This window comes from Brevundimonas sp. LPMIX5 (assembly GCF_003576505.1).
Lineage (GTDB): Bacteria > Pseudomonadota > Alphaproteobacteria > Caulobacterales > Caulobacteraceae > Brevundimonas > Brevundimonas naejangsanensis.
The window spans coordinates 93,870-117,041 of the sequence record NZ_QWTZ01000006.1 but is presented as its reverse complement, the minus strand read 5'-3'; the positions used below and the strand labels follow the sequence as shown (position 1 = coordinate 117,041).

24 protein-coding genes are annotated in these 23,172 nt (G+C 67.1%); 12 read left to right on the top strand and 12 right to left on the bottom strand.

The window, feature by feature from the left end:
* Positions 1–33 precede the first annotated feature (33 nt).
* Positions 34–1,710 carry a sensor histidine kinase gene (locus D1604_RS08295; protein WP_233551976.1) on the top strand — a complete coding sequence of 559 codons (1,677 nt, stop codon included), beginning with the start codon at positions 34–36 and terminating at the stop codon, positions 1,708–1,710.
* Between the two features lie 59 nt (positions 1,711–1,769).
* Positions 1,770–2,669 (top strand): hypothetical protein, encoded by a 900-nt coding sequence (locus tag D1604_RS15625; protein ID WP_147399898.1) that lies wholly within the window; start codon positions 1,770–1,772, stop codon positions 2,667–2,669.
* Positions 2,670–2,720: 51 nt separating this feature from the next.
* Here D1604_RS15625 and D1604_RS08285 read toward each other — a convergent pair whose 3' ends face one another.
* The 4 genes from D1604_RS08285 to D1604_RS08270 all read right to left on the bottom strand — a co-directional run bounded on the left by D1604_RS08285 (position 2,721) and on the right by D1604_RS08270 (position 5,983).
* On the bottom strand, positions 2,721–3,056 hold the full coding sequence (locus D1604_RS08285; protein ID WP_024353277.1) for a VOC family protein: 336 nt from the start codon (positions 3,054–3,056) through the stop codon (positions 2,721–2,723).
* 247 nt (positions 3,057–3,303) lie between these two features.
* A complete protein-coding gene (gene eco / locus D1604_RS08280) occupies positions 3,304–3,816 on the bottom strand; it encodes a serine protease inhibitor ecotin (protein WP_233551974.1) in 513 nt (170 codons plus the stop codon).
* Positions 3,817–3,862: 46 nt separating this feature from the next.
* Positions 3,863–5,053, bottom strand: coding sequence for a thiolase family protein (locus D1604_RS08275; RefSeq protein WP_119412908.1), 1,191 nt, complete (start codon positions 5,051–5,053; stop codon positions 3,863–3,865).
* A gap of 93 nt (positions 5,054–5,146) precedes the next feature.
* Positions 5,147–5,983, bottom strand: coding sequence for an acyl-CoA thioesterase (locus tag D1604_RS08270; RefSeq protein ID WP_233551973.1), 837 nt, complete (start codon positions 5,981–5,983; stop codon positions 5,147–5,149).
* Between the two features lie 164 nt (positions 5,984–6,147).
* Here D1604_RS08270 and D1604_RS08265 point away from each other — a divergent pair, with 164 nt between their 5' ends.
* On the top strand, positions 6,148–6,642 hold the full coding sequence (locus D1604_RS08265) for a winged helix-turn-helix transcriptional regulator (protein WP_024353273.1): 495 nt from the start codon (positions 6,148–6,150) through the stop codon (positions 6,640–6,642).
* A gap of 35 nt (positions 6,643–6,677) precedes the next feature.
* Here the strand turns inward: D1604_RS08265 and D1604_RS08260 are convergent, their stop codons facing one another.
* The gene (locus D1604_RS08260) at positions 6,678–7,328 is read right to left on the bottom strand and encodes a hypothetical protein (protein WP_119412906.1); all 651 of its coding nucleotides are present in this window, start codon (positions 7,326–7,328) and stop codon (positions 6,678–6,680) included.
* A 113-nt stretch (positions 7,329–7,441) separates the two neighbouring features.
* Here D1604_RS08260 and D1604_RS08255 point away from each other — a divergent pair, with 113 nt between their 5' ends.
* Together D1604_RS08255 and D1604_RS08250 are read left to right on the top strand one after the other, a co-directional pair.
* Entirely contained in the window at positions 7,442–8,137 is a 696-nt protein-coding gene (locus D1604_RS08255; protein ID WP_119412905.1) for a helix-turn-helix transcriptional regulator, read from the top strand.
* 70 nt (positions 8,138–8,207) lie between these two features.
* A complete protein-coding gene (locus tag D1604_RS08250; protein ID WP_233551972.1) occupies positions 8,208–8,588 on the top strand; it encodes a VOC family protein in 381 nt (126 codons plus the stop codon).
* Positions 8,589–8,627: 39 nt separating this feature from the next.
* On the opposite strand, the gene mnmA is transcribed toward D1604_RS08250, so the two are convergent.
* The gene (mnmA, locus tag D1604_RS08245) at positions 8,628–9,860 is read right to left on the bottom strand and encodes a tRNA 2-thiouridine(34) synthase MnmA (RefSeq protein ID WP_119412904.1); all 1,233 of its coding nucleotides are present in this window, start codon (positions 9,858–9,860) and stop codon (positions 8,628–8,630) included.
* 109 nt (positions 9,861–9,969) lie between these two features.
* Here mnmA and D1604_RS15620 point away from each other — a divergent pair, with 109 nt between their 5' ends.
* A complete protein-coding gene (locus D1604_RS15620; protein ID WP_147399897.1) occupies positions 9,970–10,188 on the top strand; it encodes a hypothetical protein in 219 nt (72 codons plus the stop codon).
* A gap of 85 nt (positions 10,189–10,273) precedes the next feature.
* Here the strand turns inward: D1604_RS15620 and sciP are convergent, their stop codons facing one another.
* The 4 genes from sciP to D1604_RS15915 form a co-directional block, all read right to left on the bottom strand.
* Positions 10,274–10,558 carry a CtrA inhibitor SciP gene (gene sciP, locus D1604_RS08240; RefSeq protein ID WP_024353268.1) on the bottom strand — a complete coding sequence of 95 codons (285 nt, stop codon included), beginning with the start codon at positions 10,556–10,558 and terminating at the stop codon, positions 10,274–10,276.
* A 187-nt stretch (positions 10,559–10,745) separates the two neighbouring features.
* Entirely contained in the window at positions 10,746–12,194 is a 1,449-nt protein-coding gene (locus D1604_RS08235; RefSeq protein WP_119412903.1) for a flagellar hook protein FlgE, read from the bottom strand.
* A 12-nt stretch (positions 12,195–12,206) separates the two neighbouring features.
* Entirely contained in the window at positions 12,207–12,953 is a 747-nt protein-coding gene (locus D1604_RS08230; RefSeq protein WP_024353266.1) for a flagellar hook assembly protein FlgD, read from the bottom strand.
* A gap of 2 nt (positions 12,954–12,955) precedes the next feature.
* Positions 12,956–14,347 (bottom strand): flagellar hook-length control protein FliK, encoded by a 1,392-nt coding sequence (locus D1604_RS15915; RefSeq protein ID WP_233551970.1) that lies wholly within the window; start codon positions 14,345–14,347, stop codon positions 12,956–12,958.
* Positions 14,348–14,734: 387 nt separating this feature from the next.
* Between D1604_RS15915 and flgK the strand changes: the two genes are divergently transcribed.
* The 6 genes from flgK to D1604_RS08195 all read left to right on the top strand — a co-directional run bounded on the left by flgK (position 14,735) and on the right by D1604_RS08195 (position 21,569).
* Entirely contained in the window at positions 14,735–16,825 is a 2,091-nt protein-coding gene (gene flgK, locus D1604_RS08220; protein WP_119412902.1) for a flagellar hook-associated protein FlgK, read from the top strand.
* Complete coding sequence (locus tag D1604_RS08215; RefSeq protein WP_119412901.1) at positions 16,822–17,769, top strand: flagellin; 948 nt, start codon at positions 16,822–16,824, stop codon at positions 17,767–17,769. Before flgK ends, D1604_RS08215 begins: the two co-directional genes overlap by 4 nt.
* Before the next feature lie 307 nt (positions 17,770–18,076).
* Positions 18,077–19,195 (top strand): ABC transporter permease, encoded by a 1,119-nt coding sequence (locus D1604_RS08210; protein WP_119412900.1) that lies wholly within the window; start codon positions 18,077–18,079, stop codon positions 19,193–19,195.
* Positions 19,192–19,986, top strand: a complete 795-nt coding sequence (locus tag D1604_RS08205; RefSeq protein ID WP_119412899.1) for an ABC transporter ATP-binding protein — start codon at positions 19,192–19,194, stop codon at positions 19,984–19,986. The genes D1604_RS08210 and D1604_RS08205 overlap by 4 nt, the downstream gene beginning before the upstream one ends.
* Before the next feature lie 15 nt (positions 19,987–20,001).
* Positions 20,002–20,940 (top strand): MlaD family protein, encoded by a 939-nt coding sequence (locus D1604_RS08200; RefSeq protein ID WP_119412898.1) that lies wholly within the window; start codon positions 20,002–20,004, stop codon positions 20,938–20,940.
* On the top strand, positions 20,937–21,569 hold the full coding sequence (locus D1604_RS08195; RefSeq protein WP_119412897.1) for an ABC-type transport auxiliary lipoprotein family protein: 633 nt from the start codon (positions 20,937–20,939) through the stop codon (positions 21,567–21,569). The genes D1604_RS08200 and D1604_RS08195 overlap by 4 nt, the downstream gene beginning before the upstream one ends.
* A gap of 96 nt (positions 21,570–21,665) precedes the next feature.
* Here the strand turns inward: D1604_RS08195 and D1604_RS08190 are convergent, their stop codons facing one another.
* Positions 21,666–22,316, bottom strand: a complete 651-nt coding sequence (locus tag D1604_RS08190) for a 3-oxoacid CoA-transferase subunit B (RefSeq protein ID WP_119412896.1) — start codon at positions 22,314–22,316, stop codon at positions 21,666–21,668.
* A gap of 4 nt (positions 22,317–22,320) precedes the next feature.
* Positions 22,321–23,022 (bottom strand): CoA transferase subunit A, encoded by a 702-nt coding sequence (locus D1604_RS08185; RefSeq protein ID WP_119412895.1) that lies wholly within the window; start codon positions 23,020–23,022, stop codon positions 22,321–22,323.
* Positions 23,023–23,172 lie beyond the last annotated feature (150 nt).

Genomic DNA, 23,172 nt, shown 5'->3' with positions numbered 1-23,172 from the left:
CTGAGACTCTAGTTCTGGGCCGGATTGATGAGCATGAGCCGCGCGCTCCACAGGGGTGAGGTCGCACTGGAAGCGACAGCGAAGGGAGCGATCGGGGTTGAAACCCAGGTCCCGCCCAACGCCGATTTCTTCCGTCAGCCGCTGGCGCCGATACTGACGGCTCTGGGTGTCGCGATCCTGGTGGTGCTGGCGATCAGCTTCGCCCGCGCCAACGGACTGATCGCCGCCTTGTGGGGGGCAGGCGGGCTGGCGATGGCCGCCTGGCTGCGCAGCGGTCGCGGCCTGCAGTATGATCTGGGCTTCGGCGTCCTGGTCGCTGCGGGGGTTTTCGCCGGCGAAATCCTGGCCGGAAACAAGCTCTGGCTGTCCACTCTGTTCACGCTGAGCAATGTGCTGGAGATCGTGTTGGCCGTCGTGCTGACGCGTCGGCTGGTGACGGGCCTGCATGTCGACAGCGTTCAGGGATTGACGCGGTTTCTGACCATCTGCGCCATCGCTCCCTTGCCGTCTGCGCTGCTTGCCTGTGCGGCGGTGGCGAACCTGGCCGAACAGGACTTCCTCGACGCCTTCCGCATTTGGTGGAGCGGCCACGCACTGGGCTTCGCCGTGATCGGCGTTGTCGGGCTGAGCCTGCGCAAGGCGCACCTGCAACTGTTGAAACAACCGGCGCGGCTGGCCGAAGGTCTCGGCCTGGGCCTTCTGCTCGGCAGCGCATGTTATGCGATTTTTTCCCATCTCAGCTTGCCGTTCGGCTTCCTGCTTTTGCCCTTGATCCTGATTGCGGCGGTGCGGTTCCGCGTGATCGGGGCCGCCTGGGCTCTATTGGTGGTGTCGGTGGTCGCGATCGGCGGCACGATGGCCGGGCACGGTCCCTATCACCAGTTCGGAGCCGAGGATCGCGCCTTGCTGGCGCAGCTTCTGGTGCTGCTGGGTTATATGCCGATCCTCGTCGTCGCCGCCTTGCTGGAAGAGCGCGACCAACTGATGCAGCGCGCCAAGGAAGGCCGGTTGCGCGCCGAACGGGCCTCGGCCGCCAAGTCTCGGCTGCTGGCCAATGTGGCTCATGAGATCAAGAGCCCCATTGGCGGCGTCATCGGCATCGGCGAACTGTGGGCGGGCGGCCATGTGGGCCAGGTGACGGACAGCCAGGTCGAGATGGCGCAGATGCTGGTCAAGACGGCGCGTCAGATCGAGGCGCTGACACATGATCTGCTGGACGTGGCGCGCGCCGAAGCCGGGGCGGTCAAGGTCGACCTGCGGCCGACGGAGGTCAGCGGCGTGCTGGAGGATGTGCGCCGGTCCATGGCGCTGCTGCCCGAAGCGGAAGGTCTGCGGATCGAGGTGGCGGCGGACGGCGACGCCCTGGTGGCGATGGCTGATTCTCAGCGACTGACGCAGGTGGTCGGCAACCTGGCCAGTAACGCTATGAAATACGGCGCGTCGGGTGGAGTGGTCATCCTGCGCGCGGCATGGAGCGGCGACCGCATCCGCATCGAGGTGATCGACCGGGGGCCGGGGCTGTCGGAAGACAAACAGGCTCAGCTTTTCGAACCTTTCAACCGCCTGGGCCTGGACCGTTCCAGCATCGAGGGGCACGGCGTCGGCCTGACGCTGGCCAAGCGGCTGGTCGAACTGCAGGGCGGTGATATCGGCGTGCATTCCGTGGTTGGGGAAGGCGCCACCTTCTGGGTGGAGATGCCCGGCGTCTGAGACAGGTCCGCTGATATGGCCGCTTGACCCGGCGCGGCCCGCGCCGCCAATGTCGGGTCATGAAAGCTGCTATCGTCGCCCTGTCGCTTATCGCCCCGCTGGCGGTCGTTGCGACCCCCGCCGCCGCCCAGCAGGACCCGGACGAGCGTGCTCGCATCGAAGAACTGACCCGCCGCCTGAACGGCGCCCCGCCGGCGTCCCAGCCGCAATCGTCGCAGTCGGCGGCGCCATCCCGGCCCTCAGCAGCGCCGGTCGCTCAGACGACGCCTCCGCCCGCCGCGCGTCAGGATCCGGCTGAACGCGCGCGCATCGAGGAACTGACCCGCCGCCTGAACGGAGCGCCTTCGGCTCCGGCTTCAGCGCCTGCTGCCGCGCCACGGCCGACCTCGGCTCCGAATCCGGCTCCGACACAGACGCCTGCGGTTCAGCCCCAGTCCGCTCAGGAAGCCCGATCTCGACCCGCGCCGACGCCGACTCAACCGCAGCCTCGGCCTGTTCAGGAGGCGCCGGTTCGCCGTCCGGCGACGGATCAAAGCGCGCCCGCTCCCGCTGCAGGCCCGTCTGTGTCGGCTCAGTCCGCGCCTGCGTCCGGCCCGCAAGGCCTGAGCGCGGCCGAGAGGGCTGCGTTGCCGTTCCGCATCGACCTGCCGCCGGGCTTCGAACTGGTCGAGGGCCGCTCGGGCCCCGGCGCTCACGTCTATTCGGCGCGCAAGGCGGGCAAGACCTATCTGATGATCTACGCCGGGCCTTCGTCCCAGTTTCCGATCTATGACGGGGAGCAGGTGACGGTCGGCGGTCGCATCTCGGTGGTGACGACCGAGGGGCCGCGGCGCATCGCCATGGAGCATCTGTTCCAGCGCTCGGGCGAACCCGCCGAAATCCACGTCTGGTTGATGGCCCAGGACGGCGCCGACCGTGACGAGGCGGAGCGCATCGCCCAGACCGTGGATCCGAAGTAGAGCCTGGAGCGAGTATCTGGTTCAGTCGAGTCCGACTGCACCGAAAATGGTCTAGTTCTCGGACCAGACGGCCAGTTCGTTGCCGGACGGGTCGCGGAAGTGGAAACGACGTCCGCCGGGGAAGGCGAAGATGGCGTGGGTGACGGCGCCGCCCGCCGCCTCGACCCTGGCCTGCATGGCTTCCAGATCATGGGCGTACAGGATGGGCAGCGGCTTGGGCGTCATGGCGTCGGGCGTGAAGCCGCCGTCCAACCCTTCGCTGAACGCCGCATAAGCCGGGCCGTAATCCTGAAAGCTCCACCCGAACGCCTGGGCGTAGAAGGCCTTGTGCGCCGCCAGGTCCGTGGCGGGCAGTTCGAGATAATCCAGCTTGCCGTCTTCGCGCATGGCGAGTCTCCGAGAGAAGTAGAGAAGGACGCTTGCACGACGGCCGACTCTGCGCAAACCTGCAAATGGTTCGCAAATGCAGGAGTCGGCCCATGATTGTCCTGAGCGCCGGATGCGCTTCTCTGGCTTCGCTGATGCAGCGGGACGCTGATGGAAGGCGCGGGGATGGAAGGCGCGGCCCGGAATCGAAACGGGCGCCGATCGAATCCGACCGACGCCCGCGTCTGATCTCAATGAACGGCCCGGATCAGCGCGCCGTCTGGGTCTCGCCCGCACGCCACACGCGATAGCGCAGCTCGACATCCGACGGCGTGTAGACCACGACCGGCAGACGCGAGTTATAGCGGATCAGCGGCTGTTCCTGCGTCGTCACGAAAGCCTGACGCTCCGAGCCCGGAGGGCAGCCCATCAAGGTGCTGGCCGCGTTCCCCAGAGCAGGCAGGACATAGTAGTCATAGCCCCAGCCCTCGGCGGTGCGGGTTTCAAGGCGGCCTCCGAAGAACTGGCGGTTGCAGTCGACCGTCTGGGTCTTGCCCAGGATCAGTTCGACCTTCAACACGTCCTCGTCCGACTGGGCCGGCAGGTTGATGACGTGGCGCGTCTGGCCCGGCGTCGCGGCCGGGAAGGCCTTGAGGTCAGCCGAACCGGCCTGGCCGGCGACAGTGTTGTCCTGGGGCATCACGCCTTCTGCCTGTGCGGTAGCGCAGGCGGAGAGGCTGAGGGCGGCTACGCCGGCGGCGAGCAGGGCAGGGAGTTTCAAGGGGGAGGTCTCCACAGTTAGCTTGACCGCCGACAACGTCGCAGGATCAGGCGAGTTCCACCGCCATGGCCACGGCCTCGCCGCCGCCGATGCACAGGGAGGCCACCCCCTTCTTGCTGCCGCGCGCCTGAAGCGCCGCCAGCAGCGTGGACAGGATGCGCGCGCCCGACGCGCCGATGGGGTGGCCCAGCGCCGTGGCGCCGCCGTTGACGTTCAGCTTGGCGCGGTCGATGCCCAGCTCCTGTTGGGCGATCATGGCGACGACGGCGAAGGCTTCGTTGACCTCCCACAGGTCCACGTCCTCGACCGACCAGCCCGCCTTCTTCAGGGCCTTCTGCATGGCCGGAACCGGGGCGGTGGTGAACAGGCCCGGCTCATGGGCGTGGGCGGCGTGGCTGACCACGCGGGCGACGATGGGCAGGCCCAGCGCCTTGGCCGTGCTTTCGCGCGTCATGACCACGGCGGCCGCGCCGTCGGAGATGGAGCTGGAGTTGGCGGCGGTGACGGCGCCGTCCTTGACGAAGGCGGGCTTCAGCGTCGGGATCTTGGCCGGATCGGCCTTACCGGGCTGTTCGTCCTCGCTGACCGTCACCGGGCCCTTGCGGGTGGCGACCTCGACCGGGACGATCTCGGCCTTGAAGGCGCCGGAGGCGATGGCGTTCTTGGCGCGGGTCAGGCTCTCGATGGCGTATTCGTCCATCTGTTCGCGGGTGAACTGATACTGGGCCGCGGCGTCCTCGGCGAAGACGCCCATGGCCTTGCCGGGGGAATAGGCGTCCTCCAGCCCGTCCATCATCATGCTGTCGACGATGACGTCGTGGCCGATGCGGGCGCCGCCGCGGTGCTTGTTCATCAGGTAGGGGGCGCCCGTCATCGACTCCATGCCGCCCGCGACGATGACATCGGCCGTCCCCGCGAGCAGGGCGTCGTGCGCCATCATGGCCGATTGCAGGCCCGAGCCGCACATCTTGTTCACTGTCGTCGCCTCGACGTGTTTGCCGAGCCCGGCGCCGATGGCGGCCTGACGCGCAGGGGCCTGGCCCAGACCGGCGGGCAGGACGCAGCCCATGAAGATCTGCTCGACCTTCTCAGGCGCGACGCCTGCGCGCTCGACAGCGGCCTTGACCGCGACGGCGCCCAGATCAGTGGCTTTCACAGGCGACAGCGCGCCCTGGAAGCCGCCCATCGGCGTGCGGGCGAAGGAGCAGATGACGACGGGGTCAGAAGCGGCGGTCATGGCGGACGTTTCCGTAAGTTGAATCGTTTCGAGGGGGATTAGGGGAGGCGAAGGCCCGCTGGCAAGCGGCGCCTCACCGCAGCTTGTGGCGCTTCACAATAGCTTGCGGCGCTGGCGGGCCAGGGCCAGCGGGCGGCCGTCGGCGCCCCAGGCGATCGCTTCATCTACCGACCAGCCCAGGCCGTGGTCCAGCAGGCGATACTCGAAGAAGGCCCAGCCGTCGGGCGCGGTTTCGGGCGTCGGATCGGCCAGGAAGTCGCAGCGCAGGTCCACCGTCGTCATCATCGGCGGCGCCTTGAAGGCCGTCCAGGCGGGCGGATAGAGGGCGTCCAGCAGGTAGCACATCCGCAGTTCGTCCAGCGGCGCGCTGTCCTTCACCCGCATCCAGACCCGTTCGACGACAGGCCTGCCCTCATTACCGCCCAGGATGTTGGGGCCGCCGTCGAAGCGATAGTCGACGTGCTGAGAGAAGCGCGGCGCCATCGGGCCGCTGATGCCCGGCGCGTCCTTCAGGCTGTCCAGCGAGGGCGGCGACGCCAGCAGCGGCGTCAGCGGCGTGGGCGTCGCGCCGTCCGCGCCGTAGGTGGCGCTGGCGTGGTGGGTCAGCTTCGAACCTTGCCCGCCCTCGACCACGGCATAGGCGACGTTGCGGCCGCCCCTCAGCATCCGGGGCCGAAACTGCAACGACTGGCCGTAGCGGGCGGCCGCCAGATACTGGACCGTCAGGCTGCGCAGCGGCGCCTCGATCCCCAGACTCTGACGCATGGCCCCGGCGCACAGGGCCGCCAGCAGGCCGCCGAAGGGGAAGCCCGCTTCGGGCGGGGCGCTGATCGGGCCGTTGGAGAATTCGCCGGAAAGATGGGCCGCCAGAACGCCGTCATCTTCGGGCGTCAGGCAGAAGGCGGCGCGGATCAGGTCGGGTTCGGTCATGACTCTCATCGAAAAGCGGAGGCGGAACCTGCGACGGCGCCGCCTCCGAGTCGAGGGAAGGACATGGCCGGGGGCGGCCATGTCCGTTGCCAATAGAAACTGACTGACTGCGTCGCGATTGGCAACCCTTGTCAAAAGCCTGACGGAGCGTCACTTTCAGTTGTATGGGACGCACCGCCGACTATTCGCGCCAGAGCTGCTCGGTCGCCGCCACCCTCGAGGTGATCGGCGACCCGTGGACCATGCTGGTCATCCGCGACGCCTTCAACGGCGTCCGCCGCTTCGAGCAATGGCAGGAGCGGCTGGGCGTGGCGCGGAACGTTCTGGCCGCGCGGCTGAAGTCGCTGGTGCATCATGGGGTTTTGGAGCCGCGCCCCTATTCCGAGCGCCCGCCACGCAACGAGTACGTCCTGACGGCCAAGGGCAAGGATTTGTACGGCGTCCTGGTCACTCTGCATGCCTGGGGCGAGAAGCACGTCTATGGCGACGAGGCGTCGGGAATCGTCCTGCGCCACAAGACCTGCGGCCATGACCTGAAGCCGCGTATCGCCTGCGGCTGCTGCAATGAGATGGTTCGACCGCGCGAGGTGGAGGTGGTCTTCACCGAGAACCGACCGACCGTCGGCGAGGTCATGCCGACCAAGGACGAAGCGGCCTGAGAGGCCACGCCGGCGGAGGCTGGCGGAATGGCCGATCAGCCTGTCTTGTGCTGCGAGACGTCGTCCGAGCCGCCCATGCCCATGCCCATCCCCATGCCCATGCCGCCCCCTCCGCCGCCGGAGCCGCCGCCCTTGGCGTCGTCGCGGCCGCTCTTGCTTCCTGACGGGCGGGCCGGACCTTGCGGCGGAATGTCGAGGCCGCGCGGGACGGGGGTGAGGTCCAGAGCCTTGCGGATGAAGTCTCGCAGGGAGACGACCAGGGCGTGGGTGCGCACAGGCCGCCCGGCGACGAGGTCGCGCGCGGCCTGCTCGGCCAGGCGCACCTGGTCTTCCGTCCCCAGCAGGATGATGTCGGACAGGGCCGATTCAACCGCATCGCGGATGCGGCGGGCGCGGTCCGAGCGTTCGTGAGCGGCGGCGTCGTCGTCGGCAGCGCCGCCGCGCCGGATGTCGCGCATGTGGCGGGGATCGACGCTCAGATCGCCGGTGAACGATCCGCCCAGCACCTTATAGGCGGCGATCAGGGTGCGCAGGCGCTCGTTGATCTGGCGGTTCATCCGTTCGCGGCGCTGCTGGATGGCGAACATCATCATCAGCCGTATGCCCATCCCGATCAGCGTGACCAGGGCCAGGCCCAGCAAGGTGGCGAACAGGCTCTGCCATGAGCTGAAGTCGATGCCGCGCAAGGGCGTTCTCCCGTTGTAAATCCATCATGTCCGCTCAGGCGGGGCGGGAGCAAGAGCGTCTCTGTCCGACCCATGCTGCCGCTTTCCGACAGCAAGTCTGTTAAGCTTGCGGGGTGTCGCGCTCCGAACGTCTTCTTGATCTTCTCAACACCCTGCGGCGCCATCGTCGGCCGGTCAGCGGCCGCGCGCTGGCGGAGGAGACGGGCGTTTCCCTGCGCACCCTCTATCGCGATATCGCCAGCCTGCAGGCGCAGGGCGCGACGATCGAGGGCGAGCCGGGCGTGGGCTATGTGCTGAAGCCCGGCTATCTGCTGCCGCCGCTGATGTTCACACCGGAAGAGATCGAGGCCCTGGCCCTGGGCTCGCGCTGGGTGGCCGAGCGGGCGGATGCGCGATTGCGCGATGCGGCGTTGAGCGCCCAGTCGCGGATCGCGGCGGTGCTGCCGCCGGATCTGCGCGACGAGATGGAGGCCTCGGCCCTGTTCATCGGACCGGGCGCGCCGATCCCCGCCGATGCGGTCGATCCGACCCATTTGCGCAAGGCGATCCGCATCGAACGCAAGCTGAGGCTGAACTATCGCGACGAGGCGGGCGCGGCGTCGGACCGGGTCGTCTGGCCCTTCGCCCTGGCCTTTTTCGACCGGGTGCGGCTGCTGATCGGCTGGTGCGAACTGCGCGACGACTTCCGCAGCTTCCGCACCGACCGCATCGTCGAGGCCGAGGTGCTGGAGGCCCGCTATCCCACGCGAAAGGCCGTGCTGCTGAAACGCTGGCATGAGGCGTGCGAGCGGCAGGGGCCGCCGCGATGATGCTGACAGAAACTGGCGGCAGGCCCGACTAGGTTCTCCTTCTGTTCAGACAGGTGGAGGGACCATGACCATGAGCGACGACATTGTGCTGAACGTGGCCGACCCGGACGCCAGCGCGCGTTTCTACGCCGGGCTGCTGGGCCGACGACCGGTCGAGGCGGGGCCTGACCATGCCGTTTTCTTGCTGGCGCCGGGGCGGAGACTCAGCCTGTGGCGCGGTCGAGGCGGAACCCAGGCGGACCTGCGCATGGAGGCTCCCGGCGTGGTGGATGAACTGCACATCGACTGGTGGGACCGGGGCGCGCGCATCGTCCTGCCGCCGACGGACATGGACGGCGGCCACGGCTTCGTGGCGCGCGATCCGGACGGCAACTGCCTGCGGGTCTATGCGGCCCGCCAGAACCGTCACCCTCGGGCTTGTTCCGAGGGCCCATGGCGGACGTGTGCGTGACCTGAGCGGCTGTCCGCGCGGCTTGCAAATTTAAGGAGGTTAGACCGCCACGGCCTCGGTCGACTGGATGAAGCCGCCGCCCAGAACGCGCTCGTCGTCGGCCGGGTCGTACAGGACGCAGGCCTGGCCGGGGGCGACGCCTTCCTCGCCCTGATCGAAGACGACCTGAACGGCGTCATCCACCCAAGCCAGATGGGCGGCGGAAGGCTGGCGCGTCGAGCGGACGCGGGCCAGCACCGGGGCGCCGTCGCGGGCGGCTTCCTCGATGGTGGCTTGATCGCCCAGCCAGTTGGTTTCCTCCAGCGTCAGACGGGCGGTCAGCAGGGCTTCGCGCGGGCCGACGATGACGCGGCGGGTGTCGGGGTCCAGCTTGACCACGAACAGAGGCTCGCCCACAGCGACGTTCAGCCCCCGGCGCTGGCCGATGGTGTAGTCGGTGATGCCCGAATGGCGACCCAGCACCCGGCCGTCCATGTGGACGATGTCGCCCGCCTCACGTCCCTGTGGCCGCAGCCGGTCGATCAGGGTGCGATAGTCGCCGGTCGGCACGAAGCAGATGTCCTGGCTGTCCGGCTTGGACGCGATGCGCAGGCCCAGCGATGCGGCGACGCCCCGCACCTGCGGCTTTTCCAGATCGGCCAGCGGGAAGCGCAGATAATCCAACTGTTCCTGCGTCGTGGCGAACAGGAAGTAGGACTGGTCGCGCGAGTGATCGACCGCCTTGCGCATCTGCGAGCGGTTGCCGTGGGTCGCGCGGCGGACGTAGTGGCCGGTGGCCATGGCCTCGGCGCCCAGATCGCGGGCGACGTCCAGCAGGTCGCGGAATTTCACTGTCTGATTGCAGCGGATGCAGGGGACCGGCGTCTGGCCCTTCAGATAGGAGTCCGCGAACTGGTCGATCACCGCGTCTTTGAAGCGGTTTTCGTAGTCGAGGACATAGTGTGGAATGCCGATCAGATCGGCGGCCAGACGGGCGTCGTGAATATCCTGACCGGCGCAGCAGGCGCCCTTCTTCTTCAACGCCTCGCCGTGGTCGTAGAGCTGAAGGGTCACGCCCACCACGTCATAGCCCGCCTTGTGCAGCAGGGCCGCGACGACGGTGGAATCCACTCCGCCGGACATGGCGGCGACCACGCGCGCGCCCTGCGGCAGGCTCACGGCCTGTCGCACGCTCTCGATCGCGGCGTCCATGTCGGCTTGCGACATGGGAGCGATGTCGGGAACGGGGCAGAGGATGTCGTCGGTCAGGGCGTCCATGGTCATCGCCGCCATTTAGGCCTTAAGGCGCGCGATTTCGAGGCCTGGCTTCAGAGAGATGGCGACTTGTCGTTCCATCCGCCTCGACCTTCACCAGAAAACGGAACCAGCGCGGGGTTGAATCTTGCGACTGGAACATCTGGGCGTGGCCGAAGGCGATGGCTTTTTCCGCCTGGCCGCACGGGGGCGGCGGGCCGTTCACGATCTCACATTGCGTGGCGAGAGCGTCCGTTTCTCCGAGGCATTCCAGCCAGACAACGGCTTCCTGCGGGATACATTGGGCGGCCGGACGAGCGGCTGCGCATCCGCCGAGAAGCAGCGCGCTCGCGAGGATTGGACCTGAGACCTTCACCGCGCTGAACTCCAGACATGAAAAAGACCGCCCCCATTCAGGAGCGGCCCATGATCATGCGTCAAGCCGGGCAGGCTTAGTCGCGATAGCTCTGGATGCGCGTGGTGCGCAGGCCCTGCATGCCCCATTTGTCGATGGCCTTCTGCCAGGCCATGAATTCCTCGGCCGTCAGACGGTACTTCTCGAGGGCGTCCTCAAGGCTGATCAGCCCACCGCGCACGGCGGCCACGACCTCGGCCTTGCGCCGGATGACCCAGCGGTTCGTATCCGACGGCGGAAGGTCGCGCAGGGTCAGGGGCGTGCCCGTCGGCCCGACCACGTACTGTTCGCCGTTACTGTTAAGGCGTCGCTCTTGCAGCATGGGCTTTAAGCCTCTCTCACCACCACCATAGACGCGCAGGCTAGGCCCCCGCCCGCTAAGGGGCGTTTAAGCGTCGTGGTGAAGGAATGGCTAAGACGCATCCGGCCGATCCGGCGCGTTCTGCGCCGGCTAAAGGAAGGATTCATCGAGTCTAACGAGACCTTGCTCATGGATTCCCGTTGGCCGATCAGCGCTTGATGTTGATCAGCTCCGCCAGCATTTCGTCGGCGGTGGTGATGATCTTGGACGAGGCCGAATAGGCGCGCTGGGTGGTGATCAGGCCGGTGAACTCGGTCGACAGGTCGACGGTCGAGGCCTCCAGCTGCTGGGCGCCCAGCAGGCCCGCGCCGCCCGTGCCGGGGGCCTTCAGGTTGAAGGTGCCGGAGTTCTGGCTGACCCGGAAGGCGTTGCCCGCGACTTCGGTCAGGCTGTCGGCGCTGGGGAAGGTGGCCAGGGCGACCTGGGCGATCTTGCGCATGACGCCATTGTCGAAGATGGCGGTTACGAAGCCGTTGTCGTCGATCTTCACCTCGGTCAGATTCCCGAAGGCGGTGCCGTTCGTATAGGTGGCCTGGACGATGGAGGTGCTGTCGTACTGGGTCAGTCCGCCCGTCGAGGCGCCCAGGTCGATGCTGATGGTCTGGGCGGCGACGCCAAGATCTGTGGCCCAGAGAACGTCCGGCGTCGGCGCGCCGGGGATCGGCGGCGTCGGCGGCGTCGTCAGCGACGCTCCCATGGTGATGGTGGCGTTGGTCGGATCAGGGAACAGGGCGTTCGGACCGGTAAAAGACGTATCAAGCCGGCCGTCCTGGGTGAATTTGACGATACCGCTCTTGATCGGCGCATTCGGCGTCATGAGGGTGCCGTCTGCGTTGATCACCGAACCGTCGGGCGCATAGATTTCCGCGAACCATTCATTGGGGTTGGGTCCCTTCAGGAAGGCGACGGTGAGGTTCTGCTGGCCGCCCTTGGAGTCCGACACCGGAATGGAGATTTCAAAGTTGGGCTTCACCCCGACCGCCGGCACGGCGTCCGCCTTATAGGCGGCCATTGTTTCGCCAGCGCCGTAGCGCGCCAGTTCGGCCGCATCGGGCTCGGTGCTGGACTTCAGGTTGGCGTTCAGGCTGACGCGGGTCGTGGGTTCGGCGGCGCCGCCGACCGAGCCGACGTTGATGGTGCGCAGGCGGCTCATGTCAGACGGGTCGGCGTTGACCGTGCCGTCGCTGGCGACCGGCCAGCCCTGCAGATACAGGCCCGAGGTGTTCTGCAGATAGCCCAGGTCGTCGATCTTGAACGCCCCGGCGCGGGTGAACAGGCGCGCGTCCGACAGGGTCAGGTTCTCGGACTTTTCAGTCACGACGAAGAAGCCCTGGCCGGCGATGGCCAGGTCGGTGCCCGAGGTGGTGCGCTGAAGCTGGCCCGCCTGGCTGATGAAGTGACGGGCGGTCGCCTGCACCCCTCCGGCCGAATAGCCGACGCCCTGTGTCTGGGCGTTGACGACGGTGGAGAACTCCGTCGCCGCCCGCTTGTAGCCGACCGTGTTCACATTCGCGATGTTCTGCGAGATCGTCGAAAGGGCCGCGGCGTTCGCGGTCAGGCCGGACACGCCGGCCAGCATGGCGCCGTTGATGCTCATGGCTGGGGTTCCTTACGAGAGAAGATTGAAGGGGTTGAGTTTCGAGGCCAGGGCGCTGAGCGCGCCTGCGTCCTCGTCCGGATCGGGTTTGGCGGCGGCCTTTTGTTCTTCCAGCGCGATCAGGCTGGACACCGGCATGATCGACTTGCCGATGACGACGAAGGGGGTGTTGTCGTACATCTCGACCCCGGTGACGCGGCCGCGGATCAGCACCTGGCTGTCGACGTCCTTGCCTGCGCCGTCCTTGGCGACGACCTTCAGCGTATAGACGCCGCCGTCGTCCACCTGACCGCCGCCGGTGGTCTTTCCGTCCCACTTGAAGTCGTGCAGGCCGTTGGTCTTGTCAGGCGCCGGGCCGCTCCAGACCACCTTGCCCGAGGCGTCCAGCACCTGAAGCGTGGCATCGGTCGCGTCGGCGGCCAGTTCATAGCTCCAGCTGGCCTCGCCATCTTCGAAGCGGGTGGCGGACCAGACGGCGGTGGCGTCCTTGCCGATATAGGGCGCGGCTCCGGTCAGGCCGTCGCCCTGCTGGGCCTTCAGCAGACCGGTCAGCAGGTCGTTGGTCAGCAGTTGCTGCTCGACGCCCGCCATCTGGGTCAGCTGGGCGGTGAATTCGTTGGAATCGACCGGCGACAGCGGGTCCTGGTTCCTCAGCTGGGTGGTCAGCAGCGACAGGAAGGTCTGGAAGTTGGAGGCCAGCATCTGGCCTCCGGCGTTCACCCGGCCTGCGGCGTTGTTGGTGGAGACGGCGTCAACCATCGTCAGACCTTCAGATCGACGCGGTCAGGCGTCAGGGAAAGGGATGTCCAGGCGCTGGGCGGCGGAACGAGGGAATCGGCCTCTGCGGCCAGGCGGGCGGCGCCGGTGAAGGCGCGGCGGTCGGGCTGGCGCTCAAACGCGCCGCCGCCGAAGCCGGACGAGGGATCGCGCTCGGCGAACTCCAGGTCGTCGCTCGACAGGTGCAGCCCCGCCTCCATCAGCTGGCGGCGCAGTTCATCGGCGCGGGCGCGCAGGTCGGCGGCGGCGGCCGGGGTGTCGAAGGCCAGACGGGCCGTGACCTGACCGTCGGACTCGATCTCAAGGCTGACATCGACCCGGCCCAGACCCTCGGGCGTCAGCGCCATGTCGAAGCGGGTCGAGCGGCCGTCCAGCTTCTTGATGATCTGGGCGGCGATCTGGGCGGTGGTCTCGACCGTGGCGCGCGACAGATGGGACAGGCCCAGATCGCGTGGCGCGGCAGACTCCTGCGGCGCGGCCGTTTGGGCGGCGGCGGGCGGCTGGACCGGCGCGTCCGCGTCGGCGGCGGGCGGGGCGGGGGCGGGCGTCGGCGGCGTGGGGAGCGTTGCGGCTGTAGTCGGGCGAGCGACGGCTCCAGCTGCGACGGTCGCCGGAGCATCGCTTGTCTTGAGACGGTCGGCCGCCGACAGATCGGAGCCGCCTTCCGTCTGCGCCGCCGCCTGAACGACTTCACGCGCAGAGGCCAGGCGCTCGCCCGCGCCGGAGCGGAAGCCGGTCACGCCCGGCATGGCGGGGGTCGGACCCGACGGCGAGGGCAGGGGGGAGCGGTCGGGCGTCGAACCTTCAGCCTGCGTCTCGCCCTCGGCGGGCGGGGCTTCGATCGGAGCGTCAGATGCTGCGGCGACGGGGGCGGCCGCCTTGAGGGCGACGAGCGGCGCGGCGGCGGGGCTGAGCGCGAGCCCGTTCGCAGAGGGCGCTACCGGGTTAGCGGGCGCGGCGAATGCGGACGAAGCCGCAGGTGCGGCGGCCGCGATAGCTTCTGCGTCCTGCGTCTTGGCCTCAGTGTCCGCCGTCTTCTCAGAAGCGGGTTCTTCGGCCGCGGCGTCCGTGTTCAGCGGGGCGTCGTCGCCTTCAATCGTCAGCGCCGGTGCGCCGGTCGCAAGCTGTTGAGGCTCGGGCGTCGGAGCGAACCAGACCGGAATCATGGCGACGGCTGCGCCCATGTCGTCGGGCTCAGTCTGCGCGGCGGGCGTCCGGACGGACGGCGGAGCGGCGGCTGGGGCTTCGGGCGTCTCTTCCTTGAGCATCAGATCCGCGAACATGGCGCTGTCCGTCGCCGCCTCGATCGAGGCGTCCGGGCCCGCGCCGTCGGGGGCGGCGGGCGTCAGCACAGACAGGATGTTGATGGCGGACATGCGGCGGGCAGGCGCTTTCGGTCGTGTAAGGCGGCGCCTGCTGCGCCTGGGACATTCGGCAGAGGCTCCGCAAGCCTCGGGCCAAGTGCAGGATGTCGAGTTAACCTACTGAATTAAAGACATATTCAGAACGCGCGGCGCGCCGTTTTCGTTTTCCCGCGCCGGGCGCTTCTTGCCGCGCCTGTCGCTTTTTGCCGGGCGAAGAGGCCGCCGCGCGACTTGGCCCGCGCCTTGCCTTCCTCACCTGGGAACGCACAAGGGCCGAATGCCGATGTCGAGGAAAATCAAAGAGATGGTCAGAAGACCTGCTCGTTTCGCCGGGCAAGATCTGCACGCTCGCCTGCAAGGCTTGCCGGGCGGGCGGTCGTCGGCGTCAGGAGGCGTCTGATGTCCCTTAACTCGATCATGAACATCGCCACCTCGGGCATGAATGCGGCCCAGACGCAGCTGCGGGTGGTTTCGGACAACGTCTCCAACGTCAACACGCCCGGCTATGTCCGCAAGATCGCCGACCAGCAGTCCTGGGCCAGTCAGGGCGTGGGCGCAGGCGTCGAGATCGCCCGCATCCGCCTGGCGACCGACCGTTTCCTGCAGGCGGCCAGCCTGAACGCCAGCGCCGACGCCGGCCGCCAGACGGTGCGCTATGAACTGTATGACCGCATCCAGTCGATGTTCGGCGACCCTGGCGCCAACAGCGGTTTCTTCTCGCAGATCGACAGCGTCTTCGCCGCCTTCGCCGCCTCGGCCGAGAATTCGACCTCCGGTCCCGCGCGTCAGGACGCCATCTGGAAGACCCAAGGGCTGTTCGACGAAGCTGCCCGCATCAACAGTCAGATCCAGTCGGTGCGCGAAGACGCCGACGCCCGCATCAAGAGCGCGGTCGAGACGGCCAACAGCCTGCTGGAGCAGATCGAAAAACTGAACGTCGAGATCGCCAAGGCCACGGTGGTCAATGCGGACTCATCCGGCGCCCAGACGGCGCAGGCCGCCCTGATCGACCAGTTGTCCGGCCTCATGGACGTTCGCATCACCGGGCGTGCGGTCGGCGGGGTCGAAATCCGCACCGGCGCCGGCATCATGCTGGCGGGGCAGGGCGCGGCCAAGCTGGACTATGTGCGCGCGGGCGCTGTCGCGGCCGAGACGGTGTTCAACGAGATCACGGTCATAGAGCCGCCTGCCGGAAAGGCCCGCTCTCTGGCCGAAGGGCTGGGTTCGGGCGAGATCAAGGGCCTGCTGGAACTGCGCGACGGCGAGGCTCCGGCCACTGCCGAGCGTCTGGCTGAACTGATGTCGCGGCTGGCCGACGAACTGAACCGGGCGCACAACGCCTCCTCGGCCGCGCCGCCGCCGAACAGCCTGACCGGGCGCAATGTGGGCCAGTCGCTGGAGACCGCGCTGGCGGGCTTTACCGGCCGAACCTCCATCGTCATCACCAATGATCAGGGCGTCGCCCTGCACAAGGTGGACCTGGATCTGGCGACGATGAACCCGGCGACCTTCCTGGCCGATCTGAACGCCCAGCTGGGAACCAACGGCAGCGCCAGCTTCGTCGACGGGCGGCTGAAGATCGAGGGCGCGCCGGGAACGAGGGTCGTGGTGGTCGACGACCCTGCCGCGCCGACGAACAAGGGCGGGCGGGGCTTTTCGCACTTCTTCGGCCTGAACGACCTGATCTCCAGCGACCAGCCGGCGATGTACGAAACCGGCATGACGGGCGCGTCGCAGCATGGCTTCCCGGCGGGCGAGACCATCACCTTCCGCTTCAGCGATGCGGCGGGCGCCAAGTTGCGTGATGTCCAGGTGGCGGTCCCCGCGGGCGGCGACATGACCAGCCTGCTGGCCGCGCTGAACGATCCGATGACGGGCGCCGGTCGGATGGGAACCTTCAGCCTCAATGCGGCGGGCGAGATGGCGTTCACCCCGCGCCCCGGCTCCGGCGCCCAGCTTTCGGTGCTTCAGGACCGCACGACCCAGGTTCCGTCAGGCGTGTCGATGAGCGCCCTGTTCGGCCTGGGCGGGGCGCGCGCCTCGCGTGCGGACGCCTTTTCTGTCCGGCCGGACATTGTGCGCGACCCGGCGCTGATGGCCTTCGCTCAAGCGGACGCGACGGGCGGTCTGGGCACGGCCGTCGTCGGGCGGAATGACGCGCGCGGCGCCCGGCTTCTGGCCGCTGCGGGCGAGAATGCGACGACCTTCTCTGCGGCGGGCGGATCGGCGGGCGGCTCCATGTCGCTGTCGCGCTATGCGTCCGAACTGTCGGGCGAAATCGGCAGCCGCACCGCAATGGCCAAGAACAACGCCATCAGCGCCACGGCCCTGGCCAAGGAGGCGACGGCGCGGCGGACCTCGGTCGAAGGCGTCAATCTGGACGAGGAACTGGTGCTGATGACCACCTATCAGCAAGCCTTTAACGCTTCGGCGCGCATGGTTCAGGCCGCCAAGGACATGTACGATATCCTGTTGGGGATGGTGCGATGACCCGCGTCTCGACCTATGGAAACTACCAATCGGCCCTGCTGGACCTGATGTCGGCTCAGTCGCGCGCCGAGACGGCCCAGAAGAAGGTCAACACCCAGAAGAACGCCACCGATCTGGTGGGTTTCGGGCGGGGGTCGGAAACGGTCAGCGCGCTGAAGTCCAGCCAGACCCGCATCCAAACCTTCATCGACACCAACAAGGCCGTCGCCGCCCGGCTGGAGACGCAGGACCTGGCGATGGACCGCGTCGCCGACGCCGCGACCGCCGCGCGCCAGGCCCTCGCCGACGCCATCGCCGCCGGGCGTATGGACGCGCTGATGGGCTCGCTGGAAAGCCTGTTTATGGAGGCTCAGGACGGGCTGAACATGAAGCATCAGGGCAAGTATCTGTTCAGCGGCGGGGCTGTTGACCGCGCGCCCGTGGACCTGCCTGACATCCCCGGCCAGCCTGGCGCGACCATGATGGCCAAGCTGGCCGCCTTGCCTGATGAGAATGCGGCCTTCCGCAACGATCAACTGAAGCAATCGTCCTGGCTGGACGAGAACGTGTCGATGTACACCGGCTTCCTGGCCGACGCTATGGGGGCGGAGTTGTTCGCCATCTTCCGCGACATTCAACTGGCCCATGAGGCGGCGCCGCTGGAAGGGCAGATGACCGACGCGCAGAAGGCCTTCCTGACCACTCAGATGGGGCGCTTCGAGGCGGCGGCCAAAGGCGTCGTTGAACTTCAGGCCGCCAACGGCGGAATGCAGAACCGGGTGGATCGCCTGCTGGAGTCGCAGGAGGCGCGCAAGATCTCGGTCGACACCATCCTGGCCGGCAAGACCGACGCCAACATGGCTGAGGCGGTTGTGGAGCTGGAGATGGCCCAGATCGCCCTACAGGCTTCGGCCCAGGTGATCAGCCAATTGCGGCAGGTCTCGCTGCTGGACTATCTGCGCTAGAGCGAAATCGGTTCACATGCGATTGCATGTGAACCCAGATATTCGCTCGAGTGATTGATCTGGACCATTGATCTGAGTTCGGATTGATTCAATCCGAACCGATAATGGTCTAGGCCTTTGCTTTTCGATGCCTCTGAACAAAAATCCTCCCACGACGTTCACAAAGCTGCGCCGTGACGGGAGGGCTTGGCTTGCGCTCAGCAAGGCCGGAAGAGATCAAGAGTTGTCATCAGTCGTTGACGTCCGGCGAAAAGCATAGCTTTAAGCCGCGTAGGCGCGCGGACGGGCCTGTGTCAGTGTCGAGCTCATGAATCGGGCGGATTTCCAGGTTGACGATCATCAGGACGGACAGGCGCGCCTGCGGCTGGCCGGCGACTGGTCGACGGTGTCTGTCGGGCGTCTGGGCGACCGGCTGAAGTCCGAACTGGACGGGCGATCGGTTACGGCGCTGGATCTGGACGATCTGGGCCGTTTCGATACGGCGGGCGCTTTGGCGGTGGCCCAGGCGATGAGCAGCCCCATTCCCGAATCCGCCTGGTCTGCCCGGCCCGAGGCGGGGCGGCTGTACCGTATGGTGGCCAAGCTGGACTGTATGACGACGGAGCCGCCGCGCCGATCCGCGCCGATGACGCGCGGCTTCGCCAAGGTCGGTCGCGGGGTCTATGATTTCGGCGCTGAAGCCATGCTGTCGCTGGCCTTTCTGGGTCGCTTGATGGCCGCCGTCATCACGACGCTGAAGCACCCCGGCAGCATCCGCTGGGCCGCCTGGTTCAGTCAGGCGGAGCGCACGGGCCTGGACGCCATTCCCATCGTGGTGGTGACCAACTTCTTCATCGGCGCTGTGGTGGCCTTCATCGGCGTGGACCTGCTGACCCAGTTCGGCGCCGGGGTCTTCTCGGTGCAGTTGATCGGCGTCGCCGTCTTCCGCGAGTTCGCTGTGGTGATCACGGCGGTGCTGCTGGCGGGCCGCTCGGCCTCGTCCTTCGCCGCCGAAATCGGCTCCATGCGCATGACGCAGGAGGTGGACGCCATGCGGGTCATGGGGGTCGATCCCTTTCAGGCCCTGGTCATTCCGCGTCTGGCGGCGCTACTGGTCATGCTGCCGCTTCTGACCTTCCTGGCGATGGTGGGCGGGCTGCTGGGCGGGGTGCTGGTGTCTTGGAGCCAGCTGAACCTCGGCCCGGCCTTCTTTTTCCAGCGGTTGGTCGAGGACGGCTATATGCCGACCCACATGATGGTGGGTCTGATCAAGGCGCCGGTCTTCGCCCTCGTCGTCGCGGCCATCGGTTGCCGACAGGGCATGTCGGTGGCGGGCGATGTCGAAAGCCTGGGGCGCCGGGTCACGGCGGCCGTGGTGCAGGCCATCTTCGCCATCATCCTGCTGGACGCCGTCTTCGCCCTGATCTTCATCGAGCTGAAAATATGACGGGCGAGACGCGCAAACCGGACGACCGCGAGGCCGTCATTCAGGTGCGGGGCCTGCTCAGCCAGTTCGGCGAGCGGGTTATCCACCAGGGCCTGGATCTGGACGTGATGCGCGGCGAAGTGCTGGGCGTCGTCGGTGGGTCCGGCACGGGCAAGACGGTGCTGTTGAATTCCATCATCGGCCTGAAAGAGCCTGAGGGCGGGGAAGTGCGTCTGTTCGGCGAGGACCGCAGCGCCATGACCAAGGAAGAGGCCGCCGCCGTCGAGCGCCGCACCGGCGTGCTGTTCCAGCAGGGGGCGCTGTTCTCCTCCCTGTCCGTGCTCGACAATGTGGCCTCGCCGCTGGTCGAACATACCCATCTGCCGAAGAACACGATCCGTGAACTGGCCGAGATGAAGGTCGCCATGGTGGGGCTCAAGCCCGAGGCCCTTTATCTGAAACCGGCCGAACTGTCGGGCGGGATGCGCAAGCGCGTCGGCCTGGCGCGGGCGCTGGCGCTGGACCCCGAGCTGGTCTTTCTGGACGAGCCGACGGCGGGGCTGGATCCCATCGGGGCGGCGGCGTTCGACGACCTGATCCGTCAGCTGTCGGATGATCTGGGGCTGACCGTCTTCATGATCACCCACGATCTCGATAGCCTGTACGCCATCTGCGACCAGGTGGCGGTGCTGGCTGATAAACATGTGGTGGCCAAGGCGCCGGTCGCTGAGCTGGAACGCTCTGACCACCCTTGGATCAAGGAATATTTCCTGGGGCCGCGCGGACGCGCCGCCCACAAGACCGCGGCCTGAGGAGGGCGCGAAACGATGGAAAGAGACGCTCATTACGCCGCCGTCGGCATCGCCACCGTCGCCCTTCTGGTGGCGCTGGCCGTGTTCACGATCTGGCTGGCGCGGTTGCAGTTCAACAAGGACTACGATGTCTATGACATCATCTTCTACGGTCCCGTGCGCGGCCTGTCGGAAGGCGGCGAGGTCCATTTCAACGGCATCCGCGTCGGTGAAGTGACAAACCTGAACCTGGACCCCAAAAAGGGCGATCAGGTCATAGCCCGGGTGCGTCTGAACGGCACGACCCCGGTGCGCGTCACCTCGCGCGCCCAGTTGGAGCCGCAGGGCATCACGGGCCTGAACTACATCCAGATCACGGCGGGCGAGGCGTCCAGCCCGCTTCTGAAGGACCAGTATCCCGACAATGTCGTCCCGGTGATCCAGAGCCAGCCCAGTCCGCTGGCTGAATTGCTCAGCGGCTCGGGAACGGTGCTGGCGCAGACGGTCGACGCCCTGAACCGCATCAATCGGGTCATGTCGGACGACAATATCCGCAGCTTCTCGTCCAGTGTGAAAAACGTCGAGGCCCTGACCGCCGAGCTGGAAGCCCGCAAGGGCATGTTCCAGCAGCTGGAAGAGACGATCGCCAAGGCCAACGCCGCAGTCGGCGAATACCAGGCCCTGGGCGTCAGTGCGCGCCAGATGGTCGATACCGACGGCAGGCAGGCTATCGCCAACATCAACAAGGCGACGCAGGAAGCTCAGGCCGCCATCGCCTCGATCAATCGTTCGGCGTCCGGTCTCGAAGGGCCTCTGGGCGATTTCGGCACGCAGACAGTGCCGCAGTTGAACGACACCATCCGCCAGCTGGATCAGGCGACGCGCTCGCTGCAGTCGCTGATCGACAATGTGCGCGACAGTCCGCGTGAGTTCTTCGCCAAGGCGCCGTCCAAGGAAATCGAGGTGCAGCCATGATCCGCAACCGATGGATGACCGTTGCCGCCAGCGCTGCGCTTGCGGGCGCTTTGTCCGGCTGTGCTGTTCTGGCGACGCCGGATCCCGTCCAACTGTATCGCTTTGGCGGCGCATCCGCCTACGCCGGGACCGGAGCGACCTCGGCCTGCCCTGACGTTCATGTCGCCATGCGTCGGGTCGAGTTTCCTGAGGCCGCGCGCGGCGACCGCATGTTGGCCGTAACCGGGACCGAAGCCGCCTACATCAAGGGCGCGCGCTGGGTGTCTCCGGCCGAGACCCTGTTCGAAGAAGCTCTGCGCAACGCCTTTGCCGACGGCGGCACCTGCACGGTCCTGAGCAGCGGTCCGATGGCCCGCAACGGCCTGTTGCTCAGCGTCGACGTGCGCCGCTTCGAGGCGGCCTACGCCGCGCCGGGCGCCGTGCCGGATGCGAACATCGTCGTACTGCTGCGTCTGGTTCGGCCGGGGGACCGTTCCATCTTGGCCGAGGATCGCATCTCGGTCAGCGAGAGCGCGGGCGCCAACCGCCAGTCGGCCATCGTCGCCGCCTTCGACCGCGCCACGGCCGAGGCCAGCCGCCAGATCGTCCTGTGGACCGACCAGCAGGGCTTCCAGGCGACGCGGGATTAAATCTCTTCTCCCCTTGAGGGAGAAGGAAGACATGCAAAAACCCCGGCGACCGCGAGGTCGCCGGGGTTTCTGTTTTCAGAAGCGGAAGAGGGCGGTTCAGCCCACGCCCGGCGCCACCGTGTAGTCGGCCTCGGTCTTGGCCGCGACCTCGTCCAGCGTGACGCCGTCGGCCAGTTCGATCAGTTCGAGACCCGAACCGTCCGGCTTGACGTCGAACACCGCCAGATCGGTGATGATGCGGCTGACTACGCCCGTGCCGGTCAGGGGCAGGGTGCATGCCTTCAGCACCTTGGACTGACCGTGCTTGTTGGCGTGATCCATGACCACGACCACGCGCTTGACGCCCGCGACCAGATCCATGGCCCCGCCCATGCCCTTCACCAGCTTGCCGGGGATCATCCAGTTGGCGATGTCGCCGTTCTGGGCCACCTCCATCGCGCCCAGGATCGACAGGTTGATGTGGCCGCCCCGGATCATGGCGAAGCTGTCCGAGGAGCTGAAATAGCTGCTCTCGGGGATTTCAGTGATCGTCTGCTTGCCCGCATTGATAAGGTCGGGGTCTTCCTCGCCCTCATAGGGGAAGGGGCCCATGCCCAGCATGCCGTTCTCGCTCTGCAGCGTGACGGTCATGCCCTGCGGGATATAGTTGGCGACCAGCGTCGGGATGCCGATGCCCAGGTTCACATAGAAGCCGTCCTGAAGCTCTTTCGCGGCGCGTTCAGCCAGTTGTTCGCGAGTACGTGCCATTGGATTAAGCCTCCCGTTTGCGCGTAGTGCGCTGTTCGATGCGCTTTTCGGAAACGGTCTGGATCAGGCGGTCGACATAGACGCCCGGCGTATGGATGTGGTCGGGGTCCAGCGAGCCGACGGGGACGATCTCTTCCACCTCGACCAGCGTCACCTTGCCCGCCGTCGCCATCATCGGATTGAAGTTGCGGGCCGTCTTGCGGAAGACGAGGTTGCCGCGCTCATCGGCCTTCCACGCCTTGATGATGGACAGGTCGGCGACCAGCCCCGTCTCCATGACGTATTTGCGGCCGTCGAACTCGCGCACTTCCTTGCCTTCGGCGACCAGGGTGCCGACGCCGGTGGCGGTGAAGAAGGCGGGGATGCCCGCGCCGCCCGCGCGGATGCGCTCGGCCAGGGTGCCCTGCGGGTTGAACTCCAGTTGCAGCTCGCCGGCCAGATACTGGCGCTCGAACTCCTTGTTCTCGCCGACGTAGGACGAGATCATCTTGGCGATCTGCTTCGTCTCCAGCAGTTGGCCCAGACCGAAGCCGTCCACGCCCGCATTGTTGGAGATGACGGTCAGGCCCTTGACCCCCGTGTCGCGCAGGCCCGCGATCAGGTTCTCGGGAATGCCGCACAGGCCGAAGCCGCCCGACATGACGGTCATGCCGTCGAATGTCAGCCCCTCCAGCGCGGACTTCACGTCAGCGTAAATCTTGCCCATCGGACTCCCTTTTTCACCGTCTGATGAATATCGCGGTCTTCTCCGTCCTTAAAGCGGGCGAGAGAAGGGGGCAAGCGCCATGCGTCGAAAGGCTCGGCGGTTGACCGCGCGGCCCGGGGGCGACACACCTAGGCTCACAGAAGACTTAAT

Bases quoted from the DNA above. Each gene is read 5' to 3' on its own strand.
- D1604_RS08295 (WP_233551976.1), top strand. From the start codon at position 34: ATGAGCCGCGCGCTCCACAGGGGTGAGGTCGCACTGGAAGCGACAGCG.
- D1604_RS15625 (WP_147399898.1), top strand. From the start codon at position 1,770: ATGAAAGCTGCTATCGTCGCCCTGTCGCTTATCGCCCCGCTGGCGGTC.
- D1604_RS08285 (WP_024353277.1), bottom strand. From the start codon at position 3,056: ATGCGCGAAGACGGCAAGCTGGATTATCTCGAACTGCCCGCCACGGAC.
- D1604_RS08275 (WP_119412908.1), bottom strand. From the start codon at position 5,053: ATGACCGCCGCTTCTGACCCCGTCGTCATCTGCTCCTTCGCCCGCACG.
- D1604_RS08270 (WP_233551973.1), bottom strand. From the start codon at position 5,983: ATGACCGAACCCGACCTGATCCGCGCCGCCTTCTGCCTGACGCCCGAA.
- D1604_RS08265 (WP_024353273.1), top strand. From the start codon at position 6,148: ATGGGACGCACCGCCGACTATTCGCGCCAGAGCTGCTCGGTCGCCGCC.
- D1604_RS08250 (WP_233551972.1), top strand. From the start codon at position 8,208: ATGAGCGACGACATTGTGCTGAACGTGGCCGACCCGGACGCCAGCGCG.
- mnmA (WP_119412904.1), bottom strand. From the start codon at position 9,860: ATGGCGGCGATGACCATGGACGCCCTGACCGACGACATCCTCTGCCCC.
- sciP (WP_024353268.1), bottom strand. From the start codon at position 10,558: ATGCTGCAAGAGCGACGCCTTAACAGTAACGGCGAACAGTACGTGGTC.
- D1604_RS08235 (WP_119412903.1), bottom strand. From the start codon at position 12,194: ATGAGCATCAACGGCGCCATGCTGGCCGGCGTGTCCGGCCTGACCGCG.
- D1604_RS08230 (WP_024353266.1), bottom strand. From the start codon at position 12,953: ATGGTTGACGCCGTCTCCACCAACAACGCCGCAGGCCGGGTGAACGCC.
- D1604_RS15915 (WP_233551970.1), bottom strand. From the start codon at position 14,347: ATGTCCGCCATCAACATCCTGTCTGTGCTGACGCCCGCCGCCCCCGAC.
- flgK (WP_119412902.1), top strand. From the start codon at position 14,735: ATGTCCCTTAACTCGATCATGAACATCGCCACCTCGGGCATGAATGCG.
- D1604_RS08215 (WP_119412901.1), top strand. From the start codon at position 16,822: ATGACCCGCGTCTCGACCTATGGAAACTACCAATCGGCCCTGCTGGAC.
- D1604_RS08210 (WP_119412900.1), top strand. From the start codon at position 18,077: ATGAATCGGGCGGATTTCCAGGTTGACGATCATCAGGACGGACAGGCG.
- D1604_RS08205 (WP_119412899.1), top strand. From the start codon at position 19,192: ATGACGGGCGAGACGCGCAAACCGGACGACCGCGAGGCCGTCATTCAG.
- D1604_RS08200 (WP_119412898.1), top strand. From the start codon at position 20,002: ATGGAAAGAGACGCTCATTACGCCGCCGTCGGCATCGCCACCGTCGCC.
- D1604_RS08195 (WP_119412897.1), top strand. From the start codon at position 20,937: ATGATCCGCAACCGATGGATGACCGTTGCCGCCAGCGCTGCGCTTGCG.
- D1604_RS08190 (WP_119412896.1), bottom strand. From the start codon at position 22,316: ATGGCACGTACTCGCGAACAACTGGCTGAACGCGCCGCGAAAGAGCTT.
- D1604_RS08185 (WP_119412895.1), bottom strand. From the start codon at position 23,022: ATGGGCAAGATTTACGCTGACGTGAAGTCCGCGCTGGAGGGGCTGACA.